Origin of the sequence: Pseudoalteromonas pernae (assembly GCF_039831865.1) — a bacterium.
GTDB lineage: Bacteria > Pseudomonadota > Gammaproteobacteria > Enterobacterales > Alteromonadaceae > Pseudoalteromonas > Pseudoalteromonas pernae.
Window position 1 is genome coordinate 789,251 of sequence record NZ_JBDODM010000002.1, and the last position, 24,903, is coordinate 814,153.

The following is a 24,903-nucleotide window of genomic DNA, read 5'->3' on the forward strand; positions in this document are numbered from 1 at the left end:
TCTTACACTCTTACTACTGCAGCGCTGTGACAATTTGCTACACTTTGGCAAACAATAACATTCATAGCTGAGCTATCTTGCTACCACGCATCAATTTTTATCATATTTTTGCCTTTTTTCTTTTCGCTATTTTGTGCCTCATCGTTTCTGTGCTGATGGTAAATTTAGCGTCGCCTGCGCAACAATACATGCTTGATAGCAGTGATATAGATATCACCCAGAGCTTTGCGGTCCTTCCTGAACCAACGCGATTAGACAAGGTAGTCGCGCAATCACAAGAGATATTTCAAACTGGTTCTTGGGAGCAAGTACCATGGCGTTTCGGTAATCAAGAATATTGGTTAAAGCTCAATATCAAAAACCAAAGCAACAATGCCCGCGCGTTAGTGCTGCGCTTCGATAACCCTATGCTCGATAAACTCACTATTTATCGTTTTAACCACACCAATACTCTCGAAGAAATAAAACACTTAGGCGACCTACAAACCGACTTAAGCCGACTTGAATACGCGATGCCGCACTACAACTTGCTGTTATCAGGCAGTGAAAGTCAGCAAATTTTAGTGGCCATACATACATCAGGAATCAGCAAAACTCCGTTAACTATCCACGAGTTAGGCGCGTTTGAACAACTCAATCGTAATGCGTTCTCTTTGTGGGGGGTGTTTGTCGGGGTGCTGTTGATGACGGCTGTGTATAACCTCATTTTGTATTTCAGCATACGGGATCGCGTTTACCTAGTGTACGTAGGCTACATTCTTTCCGTCATGATTTTACTTGGCATAGTACTGGGTTATGGTTTTTATCTGTGGCCCGTCCATTGGCAGTTGTATTTCCACCATCAGGTCATCATCAGTAACTATGCCATCGCTATTACTACGCTCGGCTTCTGTATCATGTTCTTGCGCTATCACAAGGATAAAGATTCGGCGTATCGCATCGCCGTCCGCTACTTACAATTACTCATCATCCTCTGCTTTATCAGTATTTTTATACCAGAGAATTATGCAGCACCACTGTTTTTTACGACGATGCCGGGGCTGTATATCATCTGTTTTTGGCTGATTTATAAAAAGTTGAAATCGGGGTTTCGCTGGGCCAAGTTCTATATCTTATCTTGGTTGCCTTTAGTATGTTCGGCGGCGGTGCAGCCTCTGGAACTCACTGGCGTGCTGCAATACAGCTACCTAACCCGCCATGCCTTTTTATTCGGCAGTTTACTTGAAATAGCTCTGATGGCGTTGGCCTTGGCTGACCGAGTAAGGTATCAGCGTAAGCAAGCTCTTTACCATGCCACTCACAACAACGACAGTGGCCTACTCAATTACACCACCTTGAGCCAGCGTGTAGAGTCGCTACAAAAACGCAACCGCCCCTTTTCCATAGGTATCATTTATATGCGCTCCTTTGGCGGCTTACAAAGCGTACTAAATGTGGAGCAAAGCAATAATCTATTGCGTAATGTGGCTAACAATTTGGCTGACAATGTCGATGAACTGAATTGCTTTAATGTTGTACATCACAGCGACGAAAAAATTGTCGAACTCAGTGGCGGCTGCTTAGCCTTTATTTTCCCGTATCATGCTCGCAGTGTAATCAATCAAAAATTGCTGCACTTGCTAGCACGGCTAGATACGCAGTTTGAGATCGACACACTCACTTTACACGCGGAGTATCAAATGGCTGTGATTGAGAGCCTTTCTCCTGATCACAGCGTGAAGCAACTGGTTGAACAAGCCTGCCATAACCTACAAAAAAGCACTATGTTGCATTCATCAGTACAGTATATTGATCACAATGAGGAGCCGAAACCAAATCAACTGGCGCTAGCCGCCAAACTTCAGCAAGCGATGAATAAAGGGGAGTTACGCATATTTTATCAACCGCAGGTGGACCTAGATACCTTACAAGTAAGCGGTGCTGAAGCTTTACTGCGGTGGCCCGAGCAGCAACATCGCCACTTTACAGTTGAACACATTATTCAACTGGCCGAACAAGTAGGTTTAATTAACGATCTTACTTTATGGGTTATTAATACAGTCTGCCAAGATATCGCAGCGCAAGGAGATGCATGGCGCAGCCACAGTGTCTCAGTTAACATCAGCGCTAAGGATATACATATCGATGACTTTGCGCAAAAACTTGCCGACATGCTCAATTATCACGACATAGCTCCCTCGCAAATAAAACTAGAGCTCACTGAATCAGCACTGGTGGACGATATCCAAGCACTCAAAGCACTGATTGTGCGACTGGCTGAGCTTGGCGTGCGTGTCGTTCTAGACGATTACGGTACAGGCTACTCATCACTCGAGTACGTGTTGGAATATGCCTTTTGCGAACTAAAAATCGATAAGCATTTTGTGCTATCTATGGCGCAATCAACACACCATCAGGCAATCGTGAGAACCACTATCAACATGGCGCATAACCTTGGGCTATTGGTCACTGCCGAAGGAGTGGAAACACAAGAGGTCGCTGCACTATTAAGGGAATATCGCGCTGATAAAGGCCAAGGCTATTTATTTGCCAAGCCTATGCCCTTAAACGACTACCAGCATTGGCTGGCACATCACCGCTCACAGCATTAGGCTGCATGCATTAACTCCCTGAGTTTGCTAACATAGCCCGATAACAATCGCATCGGGGCGTTACATGCAAGGTACACTAAAAAAAATGAAAACCCAGCTCGGCAGTAGCCCAGCTGAAGCAGTGCAATATCAATTACCGGTTGGCGATGAGCTCCTGTCTCTCAATGAACTCATTGGTCGTCCTGTTACCTTAACGCACACAGGCAATATTTTCTGTAGTAGTTGTGGCAAGAAAACGAAGAAAAGTTACTCACAAGGCCACTGTTTTGTATGTATGCGCAAACTTGCCAGTTGCGACATGTGCATCATGAAACCTGAAACCTGCCACTATGATCAAGGCACCTGTCGCGAGCCACAGTGGGGTGAAGAAAACTGTATGATCCCTCACTACGTGTATCTTGCCAATACGTCAGGCTTAAAAGTGGGTATTACTCGTCACACGCAAATTCCAACTCGTTGGATTGACCAAGGTGCAACCGCAGCACTACCAATCATCAAGGTGCAAACACGCCTTCAGTCTGGTTTAGTGGAAGTGGCGTTGGCCGAGTTCATCGCCGACAAAACCAATTGGCGCAATATGCTCAAAGGCACCCAAGTAGACATTGATCTTGTTGCTGCGCGTGAAGAGTTGTTACCACAAATTAAAGGTAAGCTGGATGAACTAGCCGAGTTGTTTGGTGCAACCGCCATCGAGGTATTGGACGAAGAAGTGGTGAATATCACCTACCCGGTGGATAACTACCCTACTAAAATAAGCTCGTTCAATTTTGATAAAGAGCTTGGCGTGAGTGGCGTTTTACAGGGCATAAAAGGTCAGTATCTTATTTTTGATACCGGCGTAATCAACATTCGTAAATTTGGTGCGTATGAGGTCGAGGTAGACTATAGCGCATAGCAAATTCAACGCTGCTGCAAGGCTTCCCTAGTAGGAAGCCTTGTAAATAATCACACTTAAGCGTATCTAAAAATGCGCGCTGACAGGGTTTTTCAACCCCTTCTGCCACCACTTCTAAATTCAAATTTTTTGCCATAGCGACAATGGCGCTAACAATTTCACTGTTACCGTACTCATCCGGCACCTTGGCCACAAAACTTGAGTCAATTTTCAGCTTATCGATGGGCAATTTCGTGAGATAGCTCAACGCAGAGTAACCCGTCCCAAAATCATCGAGGGCTATTTTGACGCCCAGTTGTTTCAGCCCAGCCAACACCTTCTTGGCTTGAGAAAACGACTCAATAAAGCTGCTTTCTGTGATTTCTAATTCAAGACCGCAGGCATTAACTTGATATTTATCAATCGCTTTTTTGAGTAAATTAACCAGCCCATCATTACAAAAGTGCGCTGCGGAAATGTTAATCGCTAATCGCCCCTGCCACAGCCCTTTATTCTGCCAATACCCCAATAATGCACAACTATGCTCTATTACCCACGCATCGATTGCGGTAATTAGCCCTAACTCTTCAGCCAATGGAATAAACTGGCTCGGTGGTACCATGCCCAGATGCGGGTCTTGCCAGCGGATCAACGCTTCGGCACCAACAAGATCGCCCTTGCCGCCACTCAAAACCGGCTGCAAATAGAGCTCGAACTCATTTTCCTCGAGTGCTTGCTTGATTCGACTCGTCATCGTCAAACGCTCCAAGGAGCGCGCATTCATCGTCGACTTATACAACTGATAGGAGTTACGGCCTAAATCTTTAGAGCGGTACATGGCCACATCCGCGTGCTTTAACAAGCTATCGAGTGTGGTGCCATCATCGGGGTAGATAGCTACACCGATAGACGTGGTGACGGTGATGTTGTTCTGCGCCAGTGAGAAGCTGGCATTGAATTGTGCCAATACCGCCTCAGCACAGGCGATGACCTCATCAACGCTATCAACTTCATTGAGCAGCAAGGTGAACTCATCGCCGCCTAGCCTTGCCAAGGTATCACCACTGCGCACACAGTGCTGCAAGCGTTTTGATACTTGCTTTAACAGTTCATCGCCAATGCTGTGACCAAGACTGTCGTTAACACCTTTAAAGTGATCTAAATCGATGAACATCACCGCAAGACGCTGATTTTGGCGTTCACTGTGCGCCAAGGCCACGCTCAAACGGTCTTTGAATAGTCGTCGATTAGGAAGCCCGGTTAAGTCATCGAAATAGGCCAGTTTTGCGATTTTTCGCTCAGCCGCCTTACGTTCGGTGATATCGGTGAATATCCCCGCATAGACCACGTTATCATCACCCTTTTCTTTTATTTCGATGATGGTGAGCCACTCAACATAAGTATCGCCATCTTTGCGTCGATTACAGATTTCTCCTTGCCATACACCCTTGGCTGCAATGGTGCGCCACATGCTTTTGTAAAACTCGATGTCGTGTTGTCCTGAGCTCAATAGTTTGGGGGTTTTACCAATAACCTCATGACTGGCATAACCGGTAAGACGACTAAATGCGGGGTTAACTTGTAAAATCGTGCCCTGCTTGTCGGTGATCATGATGCCATCTAACGACGCTGCAATAATTTTGTTCGCCAAATACAAATTCTTTTGCGAGGCTTGCAACGCTGAATCGCGCTCCGCTAATACAGCCCGTAACTCGGTTAAATAAGCAGACTCTATCTCGGTATTAATGTGCTTTAAGGTCAAGACCCCTAGTACTTTGTCGCCAGTGCTTTGCGAGTCAACCACCACAAGGTGGCGAATATTGTGTTGATGTAGCTTATGATAAGCACGTAGCAAGGTGTCACGAGTGGTAACAGTGATAAGATCGGTGCTCGCAAAATGCCAGCAAGGCAATTCGCTGTCGCTATGCAACAGCATATCGAGCACGTCTGCAGCGGTGATAATGCCTAACTGCTGCTCATGCTCCACCAATACAGCGTGAGTGTTCGATGTTGCCATCAGCTTGGTAACTTGGGTAATACTGCTACAACCAGAAACCTGCGGCACCTCTTTATCATAATGCTCGCCAATAAGTTTTAAATGTAGGTAGTGCTCCAGTCCTTGGCTATCGACGATATTTGCCAACGACAACATTGCTACAGGCTTATGCTTGTTATTTACAACGACAAGATGGCGGATCCCCAAATTAGCGCACTTCAGTGCAGCATCGCTAAGCTTTTCATGCTCTCCTATGGTGTGTACAGGGGATGACATAAACTCGCTAATACAACGCCCCTCACTGCCACTATTTTGTGATTGAAAACGGATACAATCAGATTCAGTCCACACCCCAACCACTGATTCACCGTCATGTATCGCAATAGCGCTGACGTTAAATTCACGCATTTGCGCTACAACGCTTAAAACACTGTCTGATGGTCCACAAAAATAAAGCGGCGAAGTGCGCGCATCCTTGACTGTATAATCTCGCGTACTCAGTTGCATGGTTTGTCCTGCTGATAGTAGTATGCTGATACTAGTCAAAGGTATTGTTTTTGTGATTGACCTAGGACAAAAAATGCACGAATTTTGTTACCCAATTCTCCTCGTAGAGCCAGAGTTTACGGACCTTCTAGAGGAACACAAAGAGCTAGGTAATGCGCTCAATGATAAGGTTGAATTCATCGTTGATAGCCAGTTCAATTACTATGATGCTGATGGCAAACAAATTGAGGCTCGCTTTGCACAATTAGTGAGTGCCCTCAAGCACACTTTGAGTCACGAAGGCCATTGTTGTAGTGCAAAAATGCAGCTTACTAATGAGGCGCAGGTTTTCGCTGCAATGAAAGAGATGATTGGCTAATCGCTAGGGCTCATAGGCTGCTAACTGGCCGCGCAAGTAGTGCTCGACACCACGAGCCAATGCAGATAAATGATAACCCCCTTCCAAGAAAGAGATCACTCCAAGAATATCGTTGTGTTGCGCGAATTCACTGATGCGCTGACTAAACCACCCATAATCTTGCTCCACAAACTTTAACGCCGCCATATCATCTTCTAAGTGGGCATCAAAACCAGCCGAAACAAAGATTAGCTGCGGTGCAAAATGCACCATGGCTGGAAGCCATTGCCCTTCAACGACCTCGCGTAATGCATTGCCATCACTTGCAGGAGGCAGCGGCGATTGGATTAGGTTAGCGCGCTGTACACGCTCAGGGTTAGGATACAACGGGTTTTGATATAGCGAACATAACAACACCTTGTCATCATCTGCGAAGATACTCTGGGTCCCATCACCATGATGAACATCGATATCCAATATCGCAATGCGTTCCACACCTTGAGCTTGGGCATAACGCACGGCAATGGCCAAGTTATTGAAGATACAAAAGCCCGCGCTATTATCCCTGCTCGCATGGTGCCCAGGTGGGCGCACCGCACAAAAACCGGCATCAATCTGTCCCGCTAGAATTTCATCGACCGCAGTCAGACCTGCGCCAACAGCGCGTTCAACAGATGTCATGGTTTGCGGGCAAAGGTGAGTATCGCCATCTAAGTCTGCATAACCTTGCTCAGGGATACGTTGCTCCACCTGGCTAACTAATTGCTCACTGTGGGCACGAAGATAATCGTCTCGCTGTGCTTTACGGGCACTGATGTGCTTGAGAGAAAGATCTAATCCGCTGGCAAGAATGCGGTCTTGAATCACATCAAGGCGGGCCGCCGATTCAGGGTGATCATCGCCCATATGATGACGACGACAAGCAGGATGACTAATGACGGCGATTCGAGACATGCGTGAAAACCTTTGACGTTTTACCCAAGATCATAACAAAGTCGCGGGCACACAGCCCTGCGACTTTGGTGTTAGAGGCACACATGGCCTGCTAAGCGCGAAAATCTTACGCCGTTATTTTTTCGGGCGCAGATCCAGATTACGGAAATCAAAACTAAAGTCAGTGACGGCAGTAGAGACGGCATGCATCTTCGCTTTTTCGACTTTGTTTTCACTGTTTAAGGTAAACTCGATAAAGGCATCCGCCTCCAGCAAAGGCTCATCCCATTTCACCACAAAGGTATTGCCACTGTGGTGTACAAGTTGGCCTTTGAGGCGTTTGGTATGGGTAAAATCGATACGTAACGCGCCATCAAGCTCCTCAATCACGACATCACCGTACCAGTTGTCATGTAAAGTGCCAGTGTAGTAAATGTTTGGTAAAGCGCTTTGATAATCCTCAACAAGTGCTGGTTTAGCATTGGCATAGGCTTTTTCTTTGCCTTTGAAGTGACGTTCGGCAAACATTTCGACGTAGTCTTTGTCTTCCAATTCCAACGCTTGTTCAAATATTTCCTCGGTAATCGCTGATAGTGCAGCGAACGCTTGTTGGTTTGATAACACCACCACACCTAACTTTTTCTCTGGGATCAAGGAGACCTGCGACACCATTCCAAGAATCCCACCACCGTGGCCAACACGCTTGTAGCCGTGATAGTCATTGATTGACCATCCTAAGCCATAACCACTGAACTGCTGACGCGATGCCTCGAAGGCGCTTTTCGAAACAGCTCGGTTGATATGTGGTAGCCACATTTGTTGCTGCTGTTTTTCAGAGAAAAGTGTTTCGCCATTGGCCATCACACCGCCGTTAAGTTGCGTGTTCAACCATAAGCTCATCTCGTTCACGTTCGAGGCAATTGCCCCAGCGCCACGGAAGTCTTCAAGGTAGTTCACAAAGAAAGGATGCAACTTACCGTTCAGTGGGATATTGCCCGTAGCAAAGTTTTTATTGTCTTTATCGATACGCGAGAACCCAGCGCGTGATTTTTCCATCCCTAGTGGTTGCAGCATGTTTTGTTCAACAAAGTCTTGCCAGCTCATACCACTGACACGCGCAACCACTTCGCCTGCGGTGACAAACATAAGGTTGTTATAGGCGTAGGTACTGCGAAAGCTTGATTGCGGTTTGAGGTGCTGCAGACCCGCGAGAATATCCGTGATTGATTTGTCCGTATCTGGCCAAATCATCAGATCTCCCTGCCCCAACCCTAAGCCGCTGCGATGACTTAACAGGTCGCGAATGGTCATTTCACGTGTCGCATAAGGGTCATACAAACGAAACTCAGGGATATGGTCAATAACCTTGTCATCCCAGCTCAACTTGCCCTCATCCACCAGCATCGCCAACGCCGCACTAGTAAATGCTTTGGTGTTAGAAGCGATACCAAATAAAGTGTCTGCATTTACAGGCTCTTTAGTATCAAGATGACGCACACCAAAGCCTTTGGCGTAAGCTACTTTGCCATCTTCAACAACCGCAACCGCCATACCCGGGACATCAAAGCGCGCCATTGATTGTTCAATTGCTGCCGTTATTTTTTGTTCGTTTAATTTAGCGTCAGCGTTAAAGTGCATTCCTGCTAAAGCGGCACTCACAAGCAGGATAGATTTCAATTTCATTATTATTCCTTAAGATGAATCTGCATTTCGTGTTGGCGGCGCTCTCGATTTAAGTCCTCAACACTAGCTTGGTTTTTGATTGATTCTATATAGGTTTTTGGCAAATTGGCCTCTTGCGCACCTAAGTGTACATGCTGCACATACCAATCGAATGGCAAGGCGACTTTATCGACCGTGTTAGCAACATAGCAGAACGCCGATAACAATTGTTCATTTTCAGATAAAACCACATCAACATGCGCCACATCGTAGCGCGGGCCTTCAATGCGATGTAATTGCTCTTGTTCTTCAACATTTAGTTGCCATACCACACCATAAACCAACCGCTCATCATGTGGGTGTATCGTGCATTTTCCTGAGCCATCGAGGCTTAGCATATCAAACGCCAGTTCATAACCGTGTAATCGCGCCACACCTATGCGCTTAGCATCGGGTAAACGCGCCTTTAATCTATGCGCTGACATGTTCGAGCCGAATGAAAAATAGTACTGAGTCATAGCAACACCACCTGAATAGCTAAGGCAATTAACACCACGCCAATGGCTCTATCAAACCAAAATCCCTTAGCGTTAAAGAAACTTCTCACCGCATGTTTTGATAAAATTATCGTTAAAAATGAGAACCACAACCAGGTTGCGATCGCCATGTACACACCATAGCCCAATTGCACCGCTTTAGGTGTTTGTACAGACACCACCAAGGTGAATAACGACAAGAAAAATAAGGTCGCTTTGGGGTTGAGCGCATTGGTTAGAAAGCCACGACGAAATGCGAGTGCTAAACCTTGATGCTGATGCTCTTGAAACTCCGGCGTCGCGCCTTCACTGGGTTTTGAGCGCAACGCCTGCACACCCAAATACCCTAAATACAATGCGGCAATGTATTTGAGTACCATAAACACCGTAGGCGCTTGAGAAATCAATAAAGCGACACCGAGCAAGCAATAAATTACATGCACAAAGATACCAGCTCCAACCCCAGCGCTTGTTGCCAAACCATTGGCACGGCCATAGCTCACGCTGTGTTTTAACACCACAGCGAAATCCGGACCAGGACTGGCGACCGCGAAGAAATGAGCGATCGCAATGGCCGCAAACTCTGGCCAGTAGCTCATGCTCTTTCCTCACTGATTAGTGACAGCAACAACGGGTCTGCACTTTGATTTGCGAGCAGTTTGAGGTCCTTGGTTGCCTTTTTAAAGTAACCGCGCAAATGCCCCTTGAGATGCTTAGCAGCGTGTTGTTCGCCCTTGATTACGCAAAACAAGGCCAACAAAAATACATGTTGCTGCTCAGAGAGATCACTGCTGCGATTAGCATAAGGGTTGTAGCATTTGCCACATCCGCCGCGGAACTGATACACAGTGTTACTTAGCATCACACCAAAGCCGAAGAAACTGGCGATGACTTCCGTTGCGGCGTTGACGAACTCTTCACCGCCAGGGGGAAGTTGTCGAGTCTGATATATCATTACGCGGGCAAAGGTTTGTGCAAAGCTGGCGATAAGATCCTGTGGTTGATTAATCTGTTGAGGATTGTAAGACACCATTACCGACCCGGTGGAGTGCTGCAACACGGCAGCGTCACCGCGCAGTCGGCCAGCGAACTGCATAAGCGGAAAATTTTGTGGCGCCGCTTGATTCGGTTCCACCAACTCAATAGGCCATGCTTGTAAGCCCGCATGCTCTTTCACTTGTGCAAAGACCTGAGTCGCCATTTGCGCCACACTGGTGCTGCGCCCAGCAAAAAATTCATTGGTTGGCAGCACAAGTGGGCTGTGATTGAGAAAATAATCACCGTCAAAGTGTTCATACGCCCACAAAAACGTATCGAGTAACCACTGCTGCTCATTGGCGTCGAGTAAAGGGGAAGGTTTTAACCAGCTAAACATATTATTTTTATTACTTGGAAAGTCTGCTGCTAGCATATCAATTCATATAAAAAATGACAGTCACCCAAGCTAGTTTGATAAAATTCCCAAAGCAATTGACTGTACCTTTATTTGGCGCAACAATATTTACCGCCTCTGGCATTTTCCATTAAATGTGCTAAACCATAGCACAGAGCATACATTACAAGAGTTTCGTTATGCCCCATATTATTGTTGAACACTCTGAAGACCTTCCGGTTTTACCTCAAGTACTCGTAGAAAAGGTGCACCAAGCAACCTTTGAAAGCGGTTTGTTTGACCTCGACTCTATCAAAACCCGAACCATTGCATATCAGCACTATAAATTAGGTGATGGTAAGGAAGGTTTTATTCATATTTGTGCATACATCATGGCGGGGCGCACCACAGAGCAAAAGCAGTTGCTCAGCAAACAACTACTTGAATGCCTGCGCACTTATTGCCGTCGCTCGTATTGCCTAAGTGTTGATGTGCGCGATTTAAACCCTGACATTTACATTAAGTGTTAAGCAGCGCTCAATAACAATGAAGGGGCATCGCAGCCCCTTATTTATACACCATCACATCAATTTGTGGGTCTTTGTAAGCACTGTATAGCAACCAGTTTTTCTCTGGCACGTAAGATAACCCAGTGTTACGTGAAAACCCGCGTTGTTGTACACGGATAAGGTCATCGGCTTGCTCTGTATTCATATCAAAACGGCTAATACGGTAATCTCCGTGGCGCAGATTAAAGAAATAAACCACGTCGTTTGAATAATACCAGCCGTAATCTGATGATAACCGTACTTGCTGACTTAGTTTCGTGCTTTCCTTGGTCGCGAGATCTAACTTCCACAGTCGTTTACTTGTAAGTTTTGAGTACAACAAGGTGTTTTCATCGACCGCCATAGCAAATGTGCCACCATCTTGTGTTAGTTGCTCTAACGCATTGGTTTGCAAATCGATTTGATATAACTGCTTGTCATCTGAAACAAACAACTTGGTGTCATCTAATGACCAGTTTGGGCGCCCAAAATAACGTAGATCACTGCCAACTTGGCGTGCTCTGCCCGTTTGCATATCGTAAATAAACAAGTGGCTACTGCGCGTACTAAATGCACCAAATGCAATATATCTGCCGCTATGTGACCAGCTCGGATGCTCTATACTCATGCCCAGCTTCGTCAACTGTTTACGCTCTTGACCATTTAAATTCGACAACCACAGCTCATCCTGCCCTGTCTCATTCGATACATAAGCGACTTTATCATTTACTTCACTGTAAGCAGGAAAACGCAAACTATGGTCGCTAAGCAAAAGCGGGAACGGCGTAGACGCCACCTCGGCATCTAAACTTAGATGCATGATTGATTTTGGAATACGCCAACGATGATAGTAAAGATCGCCATTTTGCGCATAGTGTGGATAACTGAACCCGGGCAAATCGATAGCTGTCAGTTCATTGCTATCAATATTTAGGTGGTAACCTTGACGGCGCCCTTGTTCAATAACTGAAAAGGTTACTTTGTTTTGTGTGGGATGCCATGCCAGCCCTCGCACATCTAGAAACCCGGAGGTGACTTGCTTTTGCTCCTTTGTTTTCACATTAAGGAGAAACAACTCTTCATGCCCCGTGGGTAAATTTCGGCTGACCACAAGTTGCGTGCCATCAGGGGAGATAGCTAGGGCTTCATCACGATAGTCACACCCCTGTAGGCAATCGATTTGCTCACTGTGTCCAGAAAGCAAATCTCGCACATGGGCGACATTCGTTGTTCCCGTTGCATCCAAGCCCACATAAGCAAGTAGCTCGCCATTAGCGGATAACGAAACATCACTTGTGCGGCGATACAAACACTTATCTATCACTTGGACTTCATCGTTTAACAATGAGTGTTGCACCACTTCACAGCCAATTTTTCTGCCTTTGCGGTAATAAAATACCGAGTTCATGTCGGCACTAAAAACGCTACGCCCCTCATGATATGGCGTTTGCGTCAGCGGCTGTGCAGGCTCGCTGGGTGATAATAGATTTTGCTTATAAAGATTGGTTGGTTCATCGAGTTGATACCACGCATACAACAACCAATGCCCGTCAGGAGAGACACTTGGATACAACTCACGGCCTAATTGACTGGTTATTTTATAAACGCTTTTCTCACTCGCAGGTTCTTCACGATGGTTGGCTACATCAACGAGAAACCACGCAAACAAAGCCACAAACACCACCGCAGCGACAGCGAAAAGCGGCTTGATGAAAGCGGGGGGCGTTAGCGCTGGTGTAATTGGCTGCAGGGGAACAATTGGTTCTGGTAATACCACTAAGCGATAACCGGTTTTGCGCAACGTTTCTATGTATTCTTGGTTATCATCACACTGCTTGAACGTCTTGCGCAGGTGCCAAATAGCGTTTGTTAGTGCTTTTTGGCCGACATAGGCATTGCCGTCCCAAACATTATCAATCAGTTCATCTCGGCTTACTGGCTGGTTGTAGCGAAGTGCTAAATAACATAGTACTTCCATAAACTTGGGCTGCAACGTCGTCACCTCGTCACCGCAAGATACGGTACACATCGCCACGTCGACTTGGCAGTTTTTTAATTTAAACTCATTGCCCAATTGCACTGTTGTAAGCTTTCCTGCACTGCGTTGCTATTCACTGCAATCAGTCTACACGAAGCAAAATGCTTAACAAAACAGTTTGCGATGAAGACTTTGCATAGCCACATAAGATATTGAAAAGTATAGAATAGATATTAAATAGATGTAAAAACGGCTGATAAACGACATAGCTAAATTGCATCGCACTCCTAACCTAGTTACAAGAGTTACAAGTAGTTAACCATATATTAGGGCGTGTTGATCTTTGCTGTGTTTTTTTGCAGTAGTCATTGGGGGATTTTGGCAAGGCAGAGCCTGCGTCGCATAGTGATTCTATGTAAGTCAGGTGATAACGCAGAATAAATCTCCTAATGGCACTGACCAAAGGGTTCAACTAAAGGCGCGCACTGCGGTGTTATGGGCTGTTAGCATAACTCACTATGCAACATAACCCACTCCTAGCATCGAACGCCTTTGATTTGAACAAAATTCATACTACAAAGATCAACACGTCCTAGTTTGGCAGTACCTACCCTCGCTGCAACACACTCAATCGGCTACCCCCAGTTTCTGATAGCGGTGTGTTTGCAGCACCTAAAAATTCAATAATAAAGGGAATAACAATGTCTACTTCGAAACCAAGCCTACAAAAATGCTTGCTTGCGGTGGCGATAAGCGCGTGTTTTGGTGCACACGCCGCCGATGCTGACGAACAACAAATCGAACGCACAACATCAGCGCCAAGTAATCAACAACAAGAAGCCAAAGAGCAGCCGGAAAAAATCATCGTCACGGGTTCGCGTTTACGCCGAACTAACTTTGACACACCATCGCCAGTGGTGAGCATTAGCCGTGATGAGATTGAAGACACAGGGCTTGGTTCACTTTCAGAAATCCTTGTAGATCAAATCCCTGGGATCAGCGAAGCATCAAGTAACACTAACTCACAATCAAGTGTGCAAAATACCGGTTTATCAACCATCGACCTGCGCGACCTTGGCACAGACCGTACTTTGACGCTCATTGACGGACGCCGTGTTGTTTCTAACAGTTACAGCGGTAACTATGTCAGTCTAGGTACGATTCCATCAGGCATGGTACAACGCGTAGAAGTTATTACCGGCGGTGCATCGGCAGTTTATGGCTCAGATGCAATTGCTGGCGTAGTCAACATTATCACGCAAAGCGATAAAGTCGGCAGTGAAGTAAAATTCCGCGGTGGTAAAACCCCTGAGGGCGGTGGTAAAGAGTTCACGATTGATGCCGAGCATGGTTTCACCTTCTCTGGTGATAAAGGCTATGGTTTCTTTAGTGCCACATGGGATCGCCAATTTGGTATTGATTACGCTGATCGCGAACGTGCAGCCATTGAAGCAAGTTACGATTACAACACCACCAAAATGTGTAATGAAATGAACACCATCGATGGTGACCAATGTATGCGCGATATCACCCAAGCTGATTGGCGTGAGCGTAGCGACGGTACCTTCGGCGGTGTTTTTGAAGAAGGACTAAAAGCAGCAGATGGTGGCTACTGGTACAACGAAGACGGCTTACAAACAGGTTGGAATGAAGAGCGCGACGGCATCAACCTTGAGCAATTTGAAAAGCTAAAAATTCCTAATGACCGCGTTGCTGCGGCATTCAAACTTGATTACGACATCACTGACAGCACACGTGCATACGCACAAGTACAATACAGTAAGAACACCTCGGTAAACGTTAAATCACCAGAAGATGACTACGAGGCGGCAGACGTACTCATTATCGACCCAGAAACAGGCGCTGCCGGTGAGGTTCGCCCTGGTTTTATCGGTCTCGATAACCCATTCTTGCCGGATGTTATTCGTGAAAACGCCAGTGGTCGTATTAACTGGGACCGCCGCTTTGCAGAAGTCGGCCCTGTTATTACCGACAATACCCGTGAAACAATCCGTAGCTGGGCTGGCATTAAAGGCACTGCATTTAACGACGAGTGGGATTGGGATCTATCGGTTGGTTACGGTACATTCGAGCAAAAACAAAAGCGCTTAAATGAGCTAAACGTAGTCCGTATGTCGCAAGCGTTAAACTCTGAGCGCTTAGATGACGGCACCATTCAGTGTAAAGATGCGGATGCGCGCGCCGAAGGCTGTGTGCCGTTAAACATTTTTGGTATTGGCTCAATCACTCCTGAAATGGCGGACTGGATCCGTTCAAACCCGACAATTACCACCAATATCGATCAAGTTAATATTCAAGGTTACATCACAGGTGAATTGTTCGAAATGCCCGCAGGCCCAGTAGCCACTGCATTTGGTTTTGAATACCGCCGTGATACGCAAGATGTTGTTACTTCTAAAGATCAACGCTACGGCGGTGTAACCTTCAACGTGGTACCAACCTTCTCCGGTGACATGGATGTCTATGAAGCATTTGCAGAAGCGTCATTCCCACTACTGAGAAATGTGATTGCTGCAGAAGCACTTGATTTCGAAACGTCTCTTCGCTTAGCGGAATACAGCCCTGAAGGCATGGATACCATGGCAAGTTACCGCACTGGCTTTAGCTGGGTACCGATGACGGGCTACATGCTGCGTGCTAACTACTCTCGCTCACAACGAGCGCCAAATATCACCGAGCTTATGTCACCTCCACGTGGTGATTTCGATGGCTTCTCCGACATTTGTGATGGTGTGACTGCAACTTCAACTGAGCCAGGCCACGCTGCATGTCGCCAAGAGCCTGGCATTGCTAAAGCAATCGCTGATAATGGTGTATTTGTAGATGAAAATAATGGTTACTCACCTAATACAGGTAATGAGTTACTTAAAGAAGAAACCGCAGACACTTACACCCTGGGCATTACCATGCAACCTCAGTTCGCACCGAACTTTGGTATCTCGTTTGATTTCTATGACATTCAAATCAGTGACTCGATTGAACAAATCGGTAACGAAGACATCCTCAACGAGTGTTATAACTCATCAAGTGTCGCCTTCGGCCCACAAAACAGCTTCTGTAATGACATCACTCGTGATGACGAAGGTCAGCTGACAGAAATCCTACAACGCGTGTTCAACTTAAGTGAAACTCGCACTCGTGGTTACGATGTCGCCGTGAGCTACAAGTACAATATGAGCGACTGGGGTAGCTTAGACCTTAAGTTAGATTGGAACCATGTAACCGAGTACAGCGTGACCTATGAAGGTAACGACGGCACTGTGGTCAACAATTATGATGGTGAACTGGTCTCGGGTATTTTCACTGACAAAGCCCGTGCGTCTCTGACATGGAAATTCGAAGACTTACGCGTTCGCTGGACCACAAAATACATGAGCGACATTGTTGATAGCCATGATCGCGTAGAGGATATGAACGAGCTGTTCGCCGAGAACGCGGCGGCCTGCGCTGCGGGTGAAGACAGCTGCGTTGAGAATCCTGAAAAACCGCTTTACTTGTACTACCCATCTTACATCACACACAACCTTTCGTTGTCTTATAACCTCAACTTGAGCGGTGGCAACGACTTGCGCCTATTTGGTGGTGTAAACAACTTGTTCGATGACAAAGGACCTTTCGTACCAAACACGGGTGATAACGTGGCTTCTGGACGAGGTAACTTTGACAGTGAATACGGCGGTGGTGTAGGTCGCTTTGTTTACGTTGGTGCCGAGTTTGAATTTTAAACCCCGGTATTTACCCATCCAAGGCTCACTTTAGTGGGCCTTTTTCATTTTAAGAAGTGAGTTTATACAAGCGCTGGGCATTGGCAAAAACAAGGGCATCAAAATCAGGCAGTTGCAACTGTGTATACCCTTGCCACACCTCTTCGTAGGAACAAGCAAATAAACACAAAGGAAAATTACTGGCTAACATGACCCGAGCGCTCGAAAAGCTTGTTATCGCAGACTCTATGACCTGCTTTTGCCATGCTATATCGAAGTCAGGTTGAATGATTTCCCAACCGGAACATTTCAAATGCACATTAGGGTACGGGGCTAATAACAATAAATTGTTCTGCCACTGAGCAAAATTATCCCTAGTAACCAACCCTGCATGATTAATAACAATGCTGAGTTCAGAAAAGTTCTGAGCGTACTCCACCAGCGCCTGAGTCAGCCTAGTATCACTCACATCAAACTGCGCCTCCCAAAGAAGTCCGTGGCGCTGCAACAGCGCAAGGTTATCTCTAACGCTTGCCGCTAACAGCCGTTTCCCGTCTGCCCCTTCGGTAATATCACGAATACCACGCAACAATGGATGCGTGAGCTCAGTAAGCGCTGCGGCAAATTCTTCACTGGGTAAGTCAAGCTGAGCAAAACTAATTGCGCTGCCGCTGAAATGTTGGCTCTGCAGCCAATGGAGTTCTTGAATAGGATGTAGGTTGTCAAAGCCAGCTTCGACATGTGTGACGCCTAGCAAAGTGAAGTCAGCACCTAGTTGTAAATCAGCAACGCTAAAATCGCGTTGGATGCGTTTTTTTTGCGGCCAAAATGGCGCGCCTTCGCGCTTGAGCCAGTGATAATCCCCATGGGCATAAGCAAAAAAATGCACATGGGGGTCGAAGATACGTTGCGTCATTTACTGTGCAGTGTAGCCACCGTCGATGACTTGCAGTGAACCAGTGATAAAGCTGGCTTGGTCACTGACAAGAAAAGCAACGAGGTTTGCGACTTCTTCAGGCTGACCTAAGCGACCTAATGGTTGCAAAGCGGCCTCTTCAGCAACGACGTCGTCTTTATTTGCACCAGCGCGCTCACAATAGCTGTCGATTGCGCTGTGAAACAAAGGCGTTTCAATCGTGCCAGGACACACCGCATTAGCGCGAATGCCAAATTGGGCATAATCCAGTGCTGTTGTTTTGGCCATAGACGCCAGGGCTGATTTTGATAAGTTATAGGCAAACGAATTACGCTTACCCACTAATGCCTGATCAGAAGAAATATAAACAATTGCACCTTGGCGCGCTTCGCGCATGACTGGCAACACCGCTTGAGTCGCAGCAAATGCCCCTTTGATGTTCAGGGCAATAACTTCGTCTAACAAGGCTTCTGAAGTTTGTTCAATATTGGCACTACGGTGAATACCCGCGTTACACACCAATACATCAATACGCTCTTCACGCTCGTAAATGTCAGCGATAACACGTTGCACATTCGCGACATCACGCATATCGCAGTGGCGATACTCCCCTTTATCAGAGGTAACAATGTCCAAGTTGTAAACGCGAAATCCTTGCTCTTCAAGCTTTTCTACAATGGCCAGACCAATTCCTTTGCTGCCGCCAGTTACAATAGCAACTTCACTCATACTCATTTACGCCTTGATGTACTTATCGGCTAATACTAGCATCAGCGATAAATAAAAATATAGGATTAAAAATAATGACGTTTCGTCTTGATATGAAAGTACGCGATTATGAATGCGACTTGCAAGGGATAGTTAATAATAGTGTGTACTTCAACTACTTAGAACACGCTCGCCACGAATACTTGCTCGAAAAAAACATCGACTTTGCGGCGCTTGCGCGCGATAAAATCAACTTAGTGGTTGTTCGCAGTGAGATGGATTACAAGAGCTCGTTGATGCCGGGTGATGCGTTTTATGTGACCGTCGAAGTGGTTCGCGAGAGCCGTTTAAAATTCGCGTTTATTCAGCACATTTACCGCGCTCATGACGACAAATTGGCATTGAAAGCAAAGGTCATTGGCACTTCCGTGAATGCACAAGGACGCCCTTTTGTGCCCCAAGAGCTTGAGAATCTTTTTACTGATTAGGTAGCGCCTGAATAGGTAGCGCCTGAATAGGTAGAGCCTGAAAAGTAAGGGTGTGGGCACCAGTCAGCACCATAGTGTCTGCACCCACCACAACCGCAGGGTTCGATTTCAGTGTCTGTAACAGTGCTTGCTCAACATCGCTCTCGACCTGCTCACACACTTTGTATGTCATCCCAAGATTGTCTATACGCAGTTGCTCATCAAAGATGGCGCTGCTGGCAAAAAAGTCGTTACACCCTGTATGGCCTTCTATCTCCATTGCATCGATAAAACGAACATGGGCGCTACTGGCAATCGAATTTGTATCCACTTTAATTAATTGCCAATTTTTAAATTGCACGTCTTCTGCTAAGCCTTGATCTGTTGACGCACAGCCAAATAACAACACACTTACTAAAGTACAAAACGCCACTCTTTTTTGCACAAGCTCAATACCTATTGCGATGAAACAAGCCACGGGAGGCATAAAGGCGATATGCTAAATCAATGACGCCCGCTTTGCACTGCCGACAGTGTAATAAAGTGCTATAAGACATAACATTTAACTTCCTTTTTACACCGATACACGCTTTAGTATAGAGTTAATTACAGACTTCTCATAAATGAGGCATGTTATGGATAATCGCTTTGTAAAACCTTTACTTGTCAGCGCGTTGACTTCACTCCTATTTGCGTGTGGTGGCGGTGGCAGCAATGACACAACGACACCACCTACCACACCGACTGGCTGGGTCGCCGGTGAGTTTGCCCCCTCTGAACAGTTCAAAGGTCAGTGTGCAAACCTTAATCAGAAAAATTGGTTACGCTCGTGGAGTAATGAAACCTATCTTTGGTATGACGAAATCACCGATAGAGACCCCGCATCTATTGCTGGGGTTATTGACTACTTTGATCTACTCAAGACCGAAGAAAAAACCGCATCCGGTGCAGATAAAGATAACTTCCACTTCAGTATGCCCACCTCTGAGTGGCAGCAAAGTCAGCAAAGTGGCTCAGTGATGGGGTATGGCTTCAACTACAAGATAGTTAAAGCATCACCACCGCGCGAAGTGTACGTGAGCTACACCGAGCCAGGAACCGCTGCTGTCACTGCTGGCGTGCAACGTGGTTGGCAAATTGTCGATGTAAATGGTGTCGATGTCGTTAATGCCAATACTCAGGCTGCGGTAGATGCCATTAATGCGGCTCTATTCCCTTCACAAACAGGTGTTCAGACAGACTTTACATTTAAATTGGTCGGTAGTAACGAAGAGCGCACTATCACGCTAACTTCCGCACAAATTACCCAAGATTCGGTAATGAATGTAAAAACAGTGAGTACTACAACGGGTAATGTTGGCTACGTACAATTTAACGACCACAATGCTCCTGCTGAACGTGAACTCTATGATGCATTTAATTACCTAGCGGCACAAAACGTAAGCGATTTGGTTATTGATATGCGTTATAACGGTGGTGGCTACCTTGCTATGGCTGCGCAACTCGGCTACATGATTGCCGGCTCAGCAAATACCAGTAATCTGGTATTCGAGCGGACCATCTTTAACAACAACCCAAGCAACCCGCTTTCTGAGAATGCGCAATCTTTTCCATTTTTTGATGAATACATCGGTTTTGATCCAGATTCAGGGGTGAGTGAAGGCTCCCCTTTACCTAGCTTAAATTTAGAGCGAGTGTTTATCTTAACTACGGGTAACACCTGTTCAGCCAGTGAAGCACTCATTAATGGCTTGCGCGGAATTCCACAAAGCCGAGGCTTTGAAGTGGTTCTTATTGGCGGTAAAACGTGCGGTAAGCCTTATGGTTTTTACCCAACAGATAACTGCGACACGACATTCTTCACTATTCAGTTCACCGGTGTAAACAATGCAGGTTTTGGTGAATATGCAGAAGGCTTTGCACCACAAAACTACACAGATGGCACATTTAGCCCTGTGCGTGTAACGGGTTGCGCGGTAGCAGATGACTTTACCCATCTTTTAGGGGATACAAGTGAAGCCATGTTTAATGCCGCATTGAACTATCGCAGTTCAGGTTCATGCCCTGCCCCTACCAGCACCGCTGGCTTAAAAGGCTATGCTGTTAGTGATGCCAATGCGCAGATTGGTGAGTCGATTAGTGATGAGCGTTGGCAAACAAAATTGCGCAACAACCGCATCATGACACCACTCAATAAGGAGTCTCAATAATGCATCGCGCAAAGTTACTTGGCCTACTCGCCTTGGCATCAACAAGCGCGCTGAGCGGTTGTAATAGCACTGCTGACGAAGAAGCGTTGCGCCCAGCGACGTTAAGCGAACCCAGCCACCAGCAGGTGGCTGCGGTGGTTGCACAAGTGGTGGGAAGTCAGTCGGTGAATCTCAATACCAATGTCTTTATGGAAAAAAGCTCCTTGGTAATTGAACCGCCGAAAATAGCCGATGCTAATGGCAATCCGATTATGGGAAAACAATTGGAAATGCCACATCGTTTTATGCTGCTCACCGATGGCAAACAGTGCTTTATTCGCCATCTGAACTCTGAGCAGGTGATACCAACGCCTCAATTGTCGTGTAAATAATAACGACGAGTACAAAACAAAAGAGCCAGCATGATGCTGGCTCTTTTGTTTTTTCGTGCGACAGTGATTACTTGATTTCTACACGTGTAGAGCGCATCACCACTTCATCGTTCAGTTCAATACCGATACCAGGCGCTTCACTAACTTTGAACTTACCGTTAACCGGTTGTGGGTCTTGAATACATAGCTCACGGTTCCACTTCTTGATGGCGTAGGTGTGATGCTCGTGAATTAAGAAGTTAGGAATAGCGGTTTCCAAATGCAAAGATGCAGCCGTAGCCACTGGACCACCGCACACGTGCGCTTGAATACGCACATCAAAGATATCGGCGTAATCACACACTTTTTTAGTTTCAGTAAAACCACCACATAAACCAATATCTGGCTGTAATACATCAATGCTTTGATCCTCAAGATAAGGACGCACGCCCCAACGGTTATACAAACGCTCACCACCCGCAATTGGCACTGCTACCTTGTCGGCAACCTTAGCGTGCAACGAGTGATTTAGATAGTTCACAGGCTCTTCGTAGTACATACAATCAAATTCTTCGGCAATTTCACCGATTTGAATCGCTGAGGTTGCCCCCGGCAGACTGTGGCATTCGAAGATGATGTCTACTTCGTCGCCTACCGCTTCACGAATAGCTTGCATACGAGCGCGGTATAGCTTCATTTCTGCGCGTGAGATGATCTTGGTGCGGTCGTAATAAGTGTTGCCGTGCTTGTCGTACTGGATAGGATCAACTTTAACTGCATCATAGCCCTCAGCCATCGCTTTTAGTGCCGCTTCAGCGTATTCCTGAGGCTCAACAAGCGCTTTGAACTCAGTGTCCCAGTCAAATTGCAATTGCGACGCATAGGTACGCAGTTCATCGTTTACTTTACCGCCAAGCAGCTGATATACAGGCAAGCCTAGGGCTTTACCCTTAATATCCCACAGCGCAGTGTCAATCGCACTCATGGCAGCATAGACTACAGGACCACCACCTAAGCCCCAAAAGCTCTCACGCAGCATACGTGACCACAGCATTTCTGTTTGGAACGGGTCATGGCCAATCAAAAAGGCTTCTGCCATTTCTTTGATCATGGCGGCCGCGGCACTGTGACCTAAATCGTAAGCTAAACCAGCTTCACCAACACCACTGATCCCTTCATCTGTGTGAATACGCACAAAAACGGGTGTCCACGCCGGGCGGTCTGGGCAGTGAATGTCGAAAACTTCAACGCGATTAACTTTCATATTCTTTCCTTCTTACTCGGCAAAGCTCGGGTCTAAACGATATGCTTTGCGTAACATTGCTGGCCAAGCTAATTGCCCGCCAGTACTGCCGCTGTGCACCACATTGGCCTGATTATAAATGTTATCTATGATTGGCTGAGGCACTCGGATAGGCGATTGATTCATACTTTGAATTGCCACTTGAATTTCACATGCTCGCTGCAAATCGTAGAAACGCATAAAGGCATCCCCCACAGTTGGGCCCACGGTTAAACCACCATGATTGACCAATAACATATGATTGGTCGTACCTAAATCGTTTTGTAGACGAGCCTTTTCCTCGTCGTTTACTGCAAGGCCTTCATACTCATGGTAAGACAGCGACGGCAGTGAAAACATCGAATGCTGTGAGTAAGGCTGCAACCCGCCCTCAACACTGGCTACCGCAATGGTTTCTTTGGTGTGAAGGTGAATCACGCAGTGCGCATCTTCGCGCACTTCGTGAATAGCACTGTGAATGGTGAAGCCTGCAGGGTTAATTTGATGCGGTGTCTCATCAACAATATCGCCTTGCAAGTTTACTTTCACCAAGTTCGAAGCGGTAACTTCATCAAAGCTCAAGCCAAATGCATTAACTAAGTACTCATCAGTACCTGGGATACGTGCCGACATATGAGTGTAAATTAAGTCTCCCCAACGAAAGTGTTCAACAAGTCGATAGCATGCAGCTAAATCAACGCGAAGGCGCCACTCTTGTTCGCTTACCTTGCCCTCAAGACTCAATAGCGGTAAATGGGGGATCACACTCATAGTTTTTTCCAATCACTTTATAGATGTATAGAAGTCTAAATACTTATCAAATGCTAAGCAACAAAAAACCACCGTTCGAGCATGCCCAAGCGGTGGTTTTCTTACGAATAGATAGCGTATTACTTACTGAACACCAGCAAGGTAAGCTGCGATAGCTTCAAACTCTTCGTCTGATACATTTGCTACCATGGCTTTCATCGCCATAGACATACCGTTGCTACGCGCACCCGACTTGATGTCTTTCATTTGTGCAACCATGTAGTCTTTATTTTGGCCTGCAAGCTTAGGGTAAAGAGGCATGATGGGCGTTTTGCCATCCGCACCGTGGCAGGTGTGACAGTTTTTCTCAGTGTATAGAGCCTTACCATCTGCTGCTTGTGCATTCATCGCCATCGCTGACATTGCGATAGCACCGGCTCCCATAAGTACTTTTGTCATTTTTTTCATAGTATTTACTCTTATTTTGACGGTAAAAATTAGAGGGATTCTTCCCACTAGGAATGAGTGTAGACCCTTGTCCCTAACACTAGCAACTTACAATTAACCTAACATTACTGCGCCAATCAGGCTTACCACATCAGATCGTCAGGTACTTCGTAGTCTGCGTAAGGATCGTCCTCGTCTTTTTCTTGATCATCATTTTCCACATGGAAAACGATATATTTTTCATCTACTTCTGCAATTTTGCGTGCTGGCTCATCTTGCAATACATAAAACTTACCTTCCAGTACACAAATTGCAAGACGACCATTGGCAAGCGCCTTTTGCGTTTGCGCGTTAACTTCAATTTCTTTGATTTTGCTGTCATAAGTGAAGTTAAATGTTACCGGACCACGGATCTCATCTTGGTTGTGGTGCTCAAGAATTTGCTTAACGCGCGCAACTTGCTCTCGCTCTTTCAATTCAGCTTGACGCTGCTCATTGACCTGAGCGGCTTTTTCTTGCTGCGCCTTTTTAGTTTCCTCAATATGCTTTTGCAAATCGCTCTGATCGCTCGTCGCACCTTTTTTCTTCTTTTTCTTTTGTGCTTTGCGCTTTTCTGTTTTAGCTAATTTCGCTTTATGCTCGGTGGTTAAGCCTGCTTTGAGCAATTGATCTTGTAAAGAACCCATTTTTGTCACTTCATACAAACAAACTGAA

At 46.2% G+C, this 24,903-nt stretch carries 22 protein-coding genes; 8 read left to right on the forward strand and 14 right to left on the reverse strand.

Going from position 1 to position 24,903, the window contains the following annotated elements:
- Positions 1-188 precede the first annotated feature (188 nt).
- Positions 189-2,591, forward strand: coding sequence for an EAL domain-containing protein (locus tag V1358_RS07790; protein WP_347393116.1), 2,403 nt, complete (start codon positions 189-191; stop codon positions 2,589-2,591).
- Positions 2,592-2,655: 64 nt separating this feature from the next.
- Positions 2,656-3,486, forward strand: a complete 831-nt coding sequence (locus V1358_RS07795) for a DUF2797 domain-containing protein (protein WP_347390331.1) — start codon at positions 2,656-2,658, stop codon at positions 3,484-3,486.
- On the opposite strand, the gene V1358_RS07800 is transcribed toward V1358_RS07795, so the two are convergent.
- A complete protein-coding gene (locus V1358_RS07800; RefSeq protein WP_347393117.1) occupies positions 3,434-5,968 on the reverse strand; it encodes an EAL domain-containing protein in 2,535 nt (844 codons plus the stop codon). The two genes, V1358_RS07795 and V1358_RS07800, sit on opposite strands and share 53 nt — an antisense overlap.
- A gap of 73 nt (positions 5,969-6,041) precedes the next feature.
- On the opposite strand from V1358_RS07800, the gene V1358_RS07805 reads away from it, so the two are divergent.
- A complete protein-coding gene (locus V1358_RS07805; protein WP_347393118.1) occupies positions 6,042-6,326 on the forward strand; it encodes a hypothetical protein in 285 nt (94 codons plus the stop codon).
- Positions 6,327-6,329: 3 nt separating this feature from the next.
- Here the strand turns inward: V1358_RS07805 and V1358_RS07810 are convergent, their stop codons facing one another.
- From V1358_RS07810 to V1358_RS07830, 5 genes are all read right to left on the reverse strand, one after another.
- The gene (locus V1358_RS07810) at positions 6,330-7,259 is read right to left on the reverse strand and encodes a histone deacetylase family protein (RefSeq protein ID WP_347393119.1); all 930 of its coding nucleotides are present in this window, start codon (positions 7,257-7,259) and stop codon (positions 6,330-6,332) included.
- Positions 7,260-7,373: 114 nt separating this feature from the next.
- Positions 7,374-8,921, reverse strand: coding sequence for a serine hydrolase (locus V1358_RS07815; protein WP_347393120.1), 1,548 nt, complete (start codon positions 8,919-8,921; stop codon positions 7,374-7,376).
- Between the two features lie 2 nt (positions 8,922-8,923).
- Entirely contained in the window at positions 8,924-9,418 is a 495-nt protein-coding gene (locus V1358_RS07820; RefSeq protein ID WP_347390326.1) for a gamma-glutamylcyclotransferase family protein, read from the reverse strand.
- Entirely contained in the window at positions 9,415-10,035 is a 621-nt protein-coding gene (locus tag V1358_RS07825) for a LysE family translocator (RefSeq protein ID WP_347390325.1), read from the reverse strand. Before V1358_RS07825 ends, V1358_RS07820 begins: the two co-directional genes overlap by 4 nt.
- Positions 10,032-10,811 (reverse strand): hypothetical protein, encoded by a 780-nt coding sequence (locus tag V1358_RS07830; protein WP_347393179.1) that lies wholly within the window; start codon positions 10,809-10,811, stop codon positions 10,032-10,034. Before V1358_RS07830 ends, V1358_RS07825 begins: the two co-directional genes overlap by 4 nt.
- Positions 10,812-11,008: 197 nt before the next feature.
- On the opposite strand from V1358_RS07830, the gene V1358_RS07835 reads away from it, so the two are divergent.
- Positions 11,009-11,338, forward strand: coding sequence for a 5-carboxymethyl-2-hydroxymuconate Delta-isomerase (locus V1358_RS07835; RefSeq protein ID WP_347390324.1), 330 nt, complete (start codon positions 11,009-11,011; stop codon positions 11,336-11,338).
- 37 nt (positions 11,339-11,375) lie between these two features.
- Here V1358_RS07835 and V1358_RS07840 read toward each other — a convergent pair whose 3' ends face one another.
- Complete coding sequence (locus V1358_RS07840; RefSeq protein ID WP_347390323.1) at positions 11,376-13,436, reverse strand: winged helix-turn-helix domain-containing protein; 2,061 nt, start codon at positions 13,434-13,436, stop codon at positions 11,376-11,378.
- 599 nt (positions 13,437-14,035) lie between these two features.
- Between V1358_RS07840 and V1358_RS07845 the strand changes: the two genes are divergently transcribed.
- Positions 14,036-17,080 carry a TonB-dependent receptor domain-containing protein gene (locus tag V1358_RS07845; protein WP_347393121.1) on the forward strand — a complete coding sequence of 1,015 codons (3,045 nt, stop codon included), beginning with the start codon at positions 14,036-14,038 and terminating at the stop codon, positions 17,078-17,080.
- 49 nt (positions 17,081-17,129) lie between these two features.
- Here V1358_RS07845 and V1358_RS07850 read toward each other — a convergent pair whose 3' ends face one another.
- Positions 17,130-17,975: an amidohydrolase family protein gene (locus tag V1358_RS07850; RefSeq protein WP_347393122.1), complete on the reverse strand. Its 846-nt coding sequence runs from the start codon at positions 17,973-17,975 to the stop codon at positions 17,130-17,132.
- The gene (locus V1358_RS07855) at positions 17,976-18,704 is read right to left on the reverse strand and encodes an SDR family NAD(P)-dependent oxidoreductase (protein ID WP_347393123.1); all 729 of its coding nucleotides are present in this window, start codon (positions 18,702-18,704) and stop codon (positions 17,976-17,978) included.
- 74 nt (positions 18,705-18,778) lie between these two features.
- Here V1358_RS07855 and V1358_RS07860 point away from each other — a divergent pair, with 74 nt between their 5' ends.
- Positions 18,779-19,171 carry an acyl-CoA thioesterase gene (locus tag V1358_RS07860; protein ID WP_347390319.1) on the forward strand — a complete coding sequence of 131 codons (393 nt, stop codon included), beginning with the start codon at positions 18,779-18,781 and terminating at the stop codon, positions 19,169-19,171.
- Here the strand turns inward: V1358_RS07860 and V1358_RS07865 are convergent.
- Positions 19,161-19,595, reverse strand: a complete 435-nt coding sequence (locus V1358_RS07865) for an META domain-containing protein (RefSeq protein WP_347393124.1) — start codon at positions 19,593-19,595, stop codon at positions 19,161-19,163. The two genes, V1358_RS07860 and V1358_RS07865, sit on opposite strands and share 11 nt — an antisense overlap.
- Positions 19,596-19,785: 190 nt before the next feature.
- Here V1358_RS07865 and V1358_RS07870 point away from each other — a divergent pair, with 190 nt between their 5' ends.
- Complete coding sequence (locus V1358_RS07870) at positions 19,786-21,360, forward strand: S41 family peptidase (protein WP_347393125.1); 1,575 nt, start codon at positions 19,786-19,788, stop codon at positions 21,358-21,360.
- Positions 21,360-21,731 carry a hypothetical protein gene (locus V1358_RS07875; protein ID WP_347393126.1) on the forward strand — a complete coding sequence of 124 codons (372 nt, stop codon included), beginning with the start codon at positions 21,360-21,362 and terminating at the stop codon, positions 21,729-21,731. Before V1358_RS07870 ends, V1358_RS07875 begins: the two co-directional genes overlap by 1 nt.
- A 67-nt stretch (positions 21,732-21,798) precedes the next feature.
- On the opposite strand, the gene V1358_RS07880 is transcribed toward V1358_RS07875, so the two are convergent.
- The 4 genes from V1358_RS07880 to V1358_RS07895 all read right to left on the reverse strand — a co-directional run bounded on the left by V1358_RS07880 (position 21,799) and on the right by V1358_RS07895 (position 24,875).
- Positions 21,799-22,974, reverse strand: a complete 1,176-nt coding sequence (locus V1358_RS07880; protein ID WP_347390315.1) for a mandelate racemase/muconate lactonizing enzyme family protein — start codon at positions 22,972-22,974, stop codon at positions 21,799-21,801.
- Positions 22,975-22,986: 12 nt separating this feature from the next.
- The gene (locus V1358_RS07885) at positions 22,987-23,763 is read right to left on the reverse strand and encodes a class II aldolase/adducin family protein (protein ID WP_440589872.1); all 777 of its coding nucleotides are present in this window, start codon (positions 23,761-23,763) and stop codon (positions 22,987-22,989) included.
- Between the two features lie 123 nt (positions 23,764-23,886).
- Positions 23,887-24,201 carry a c-type cytochrome gene (locus V1358_RS07890; RefSeq protein ID WP_440589877.1) on the reverse strand — a complete coding sequence of 105 codons (315 nt, stop codon included), beginning with the start codon at positions 24,199-24,201 and terminating at the stop codon, positions 23,887-23,889.
- Positions 24,202-24,332: 131 nt separating this feature from the next.
- On the reverse strand, positions 24,333-24,875 hold the full coding sequence (locus V1358_RS07895; RefSeq protein WP_347390313.1) for a DUF2058 domain-containing protein: 543 nt from the start codon (positions 24,873-24,875) through the stop codon (positions 24,333-24,335).
- Between the last annotated feature and the right edge of the window lie 28 nt (positions 24,876-24,903).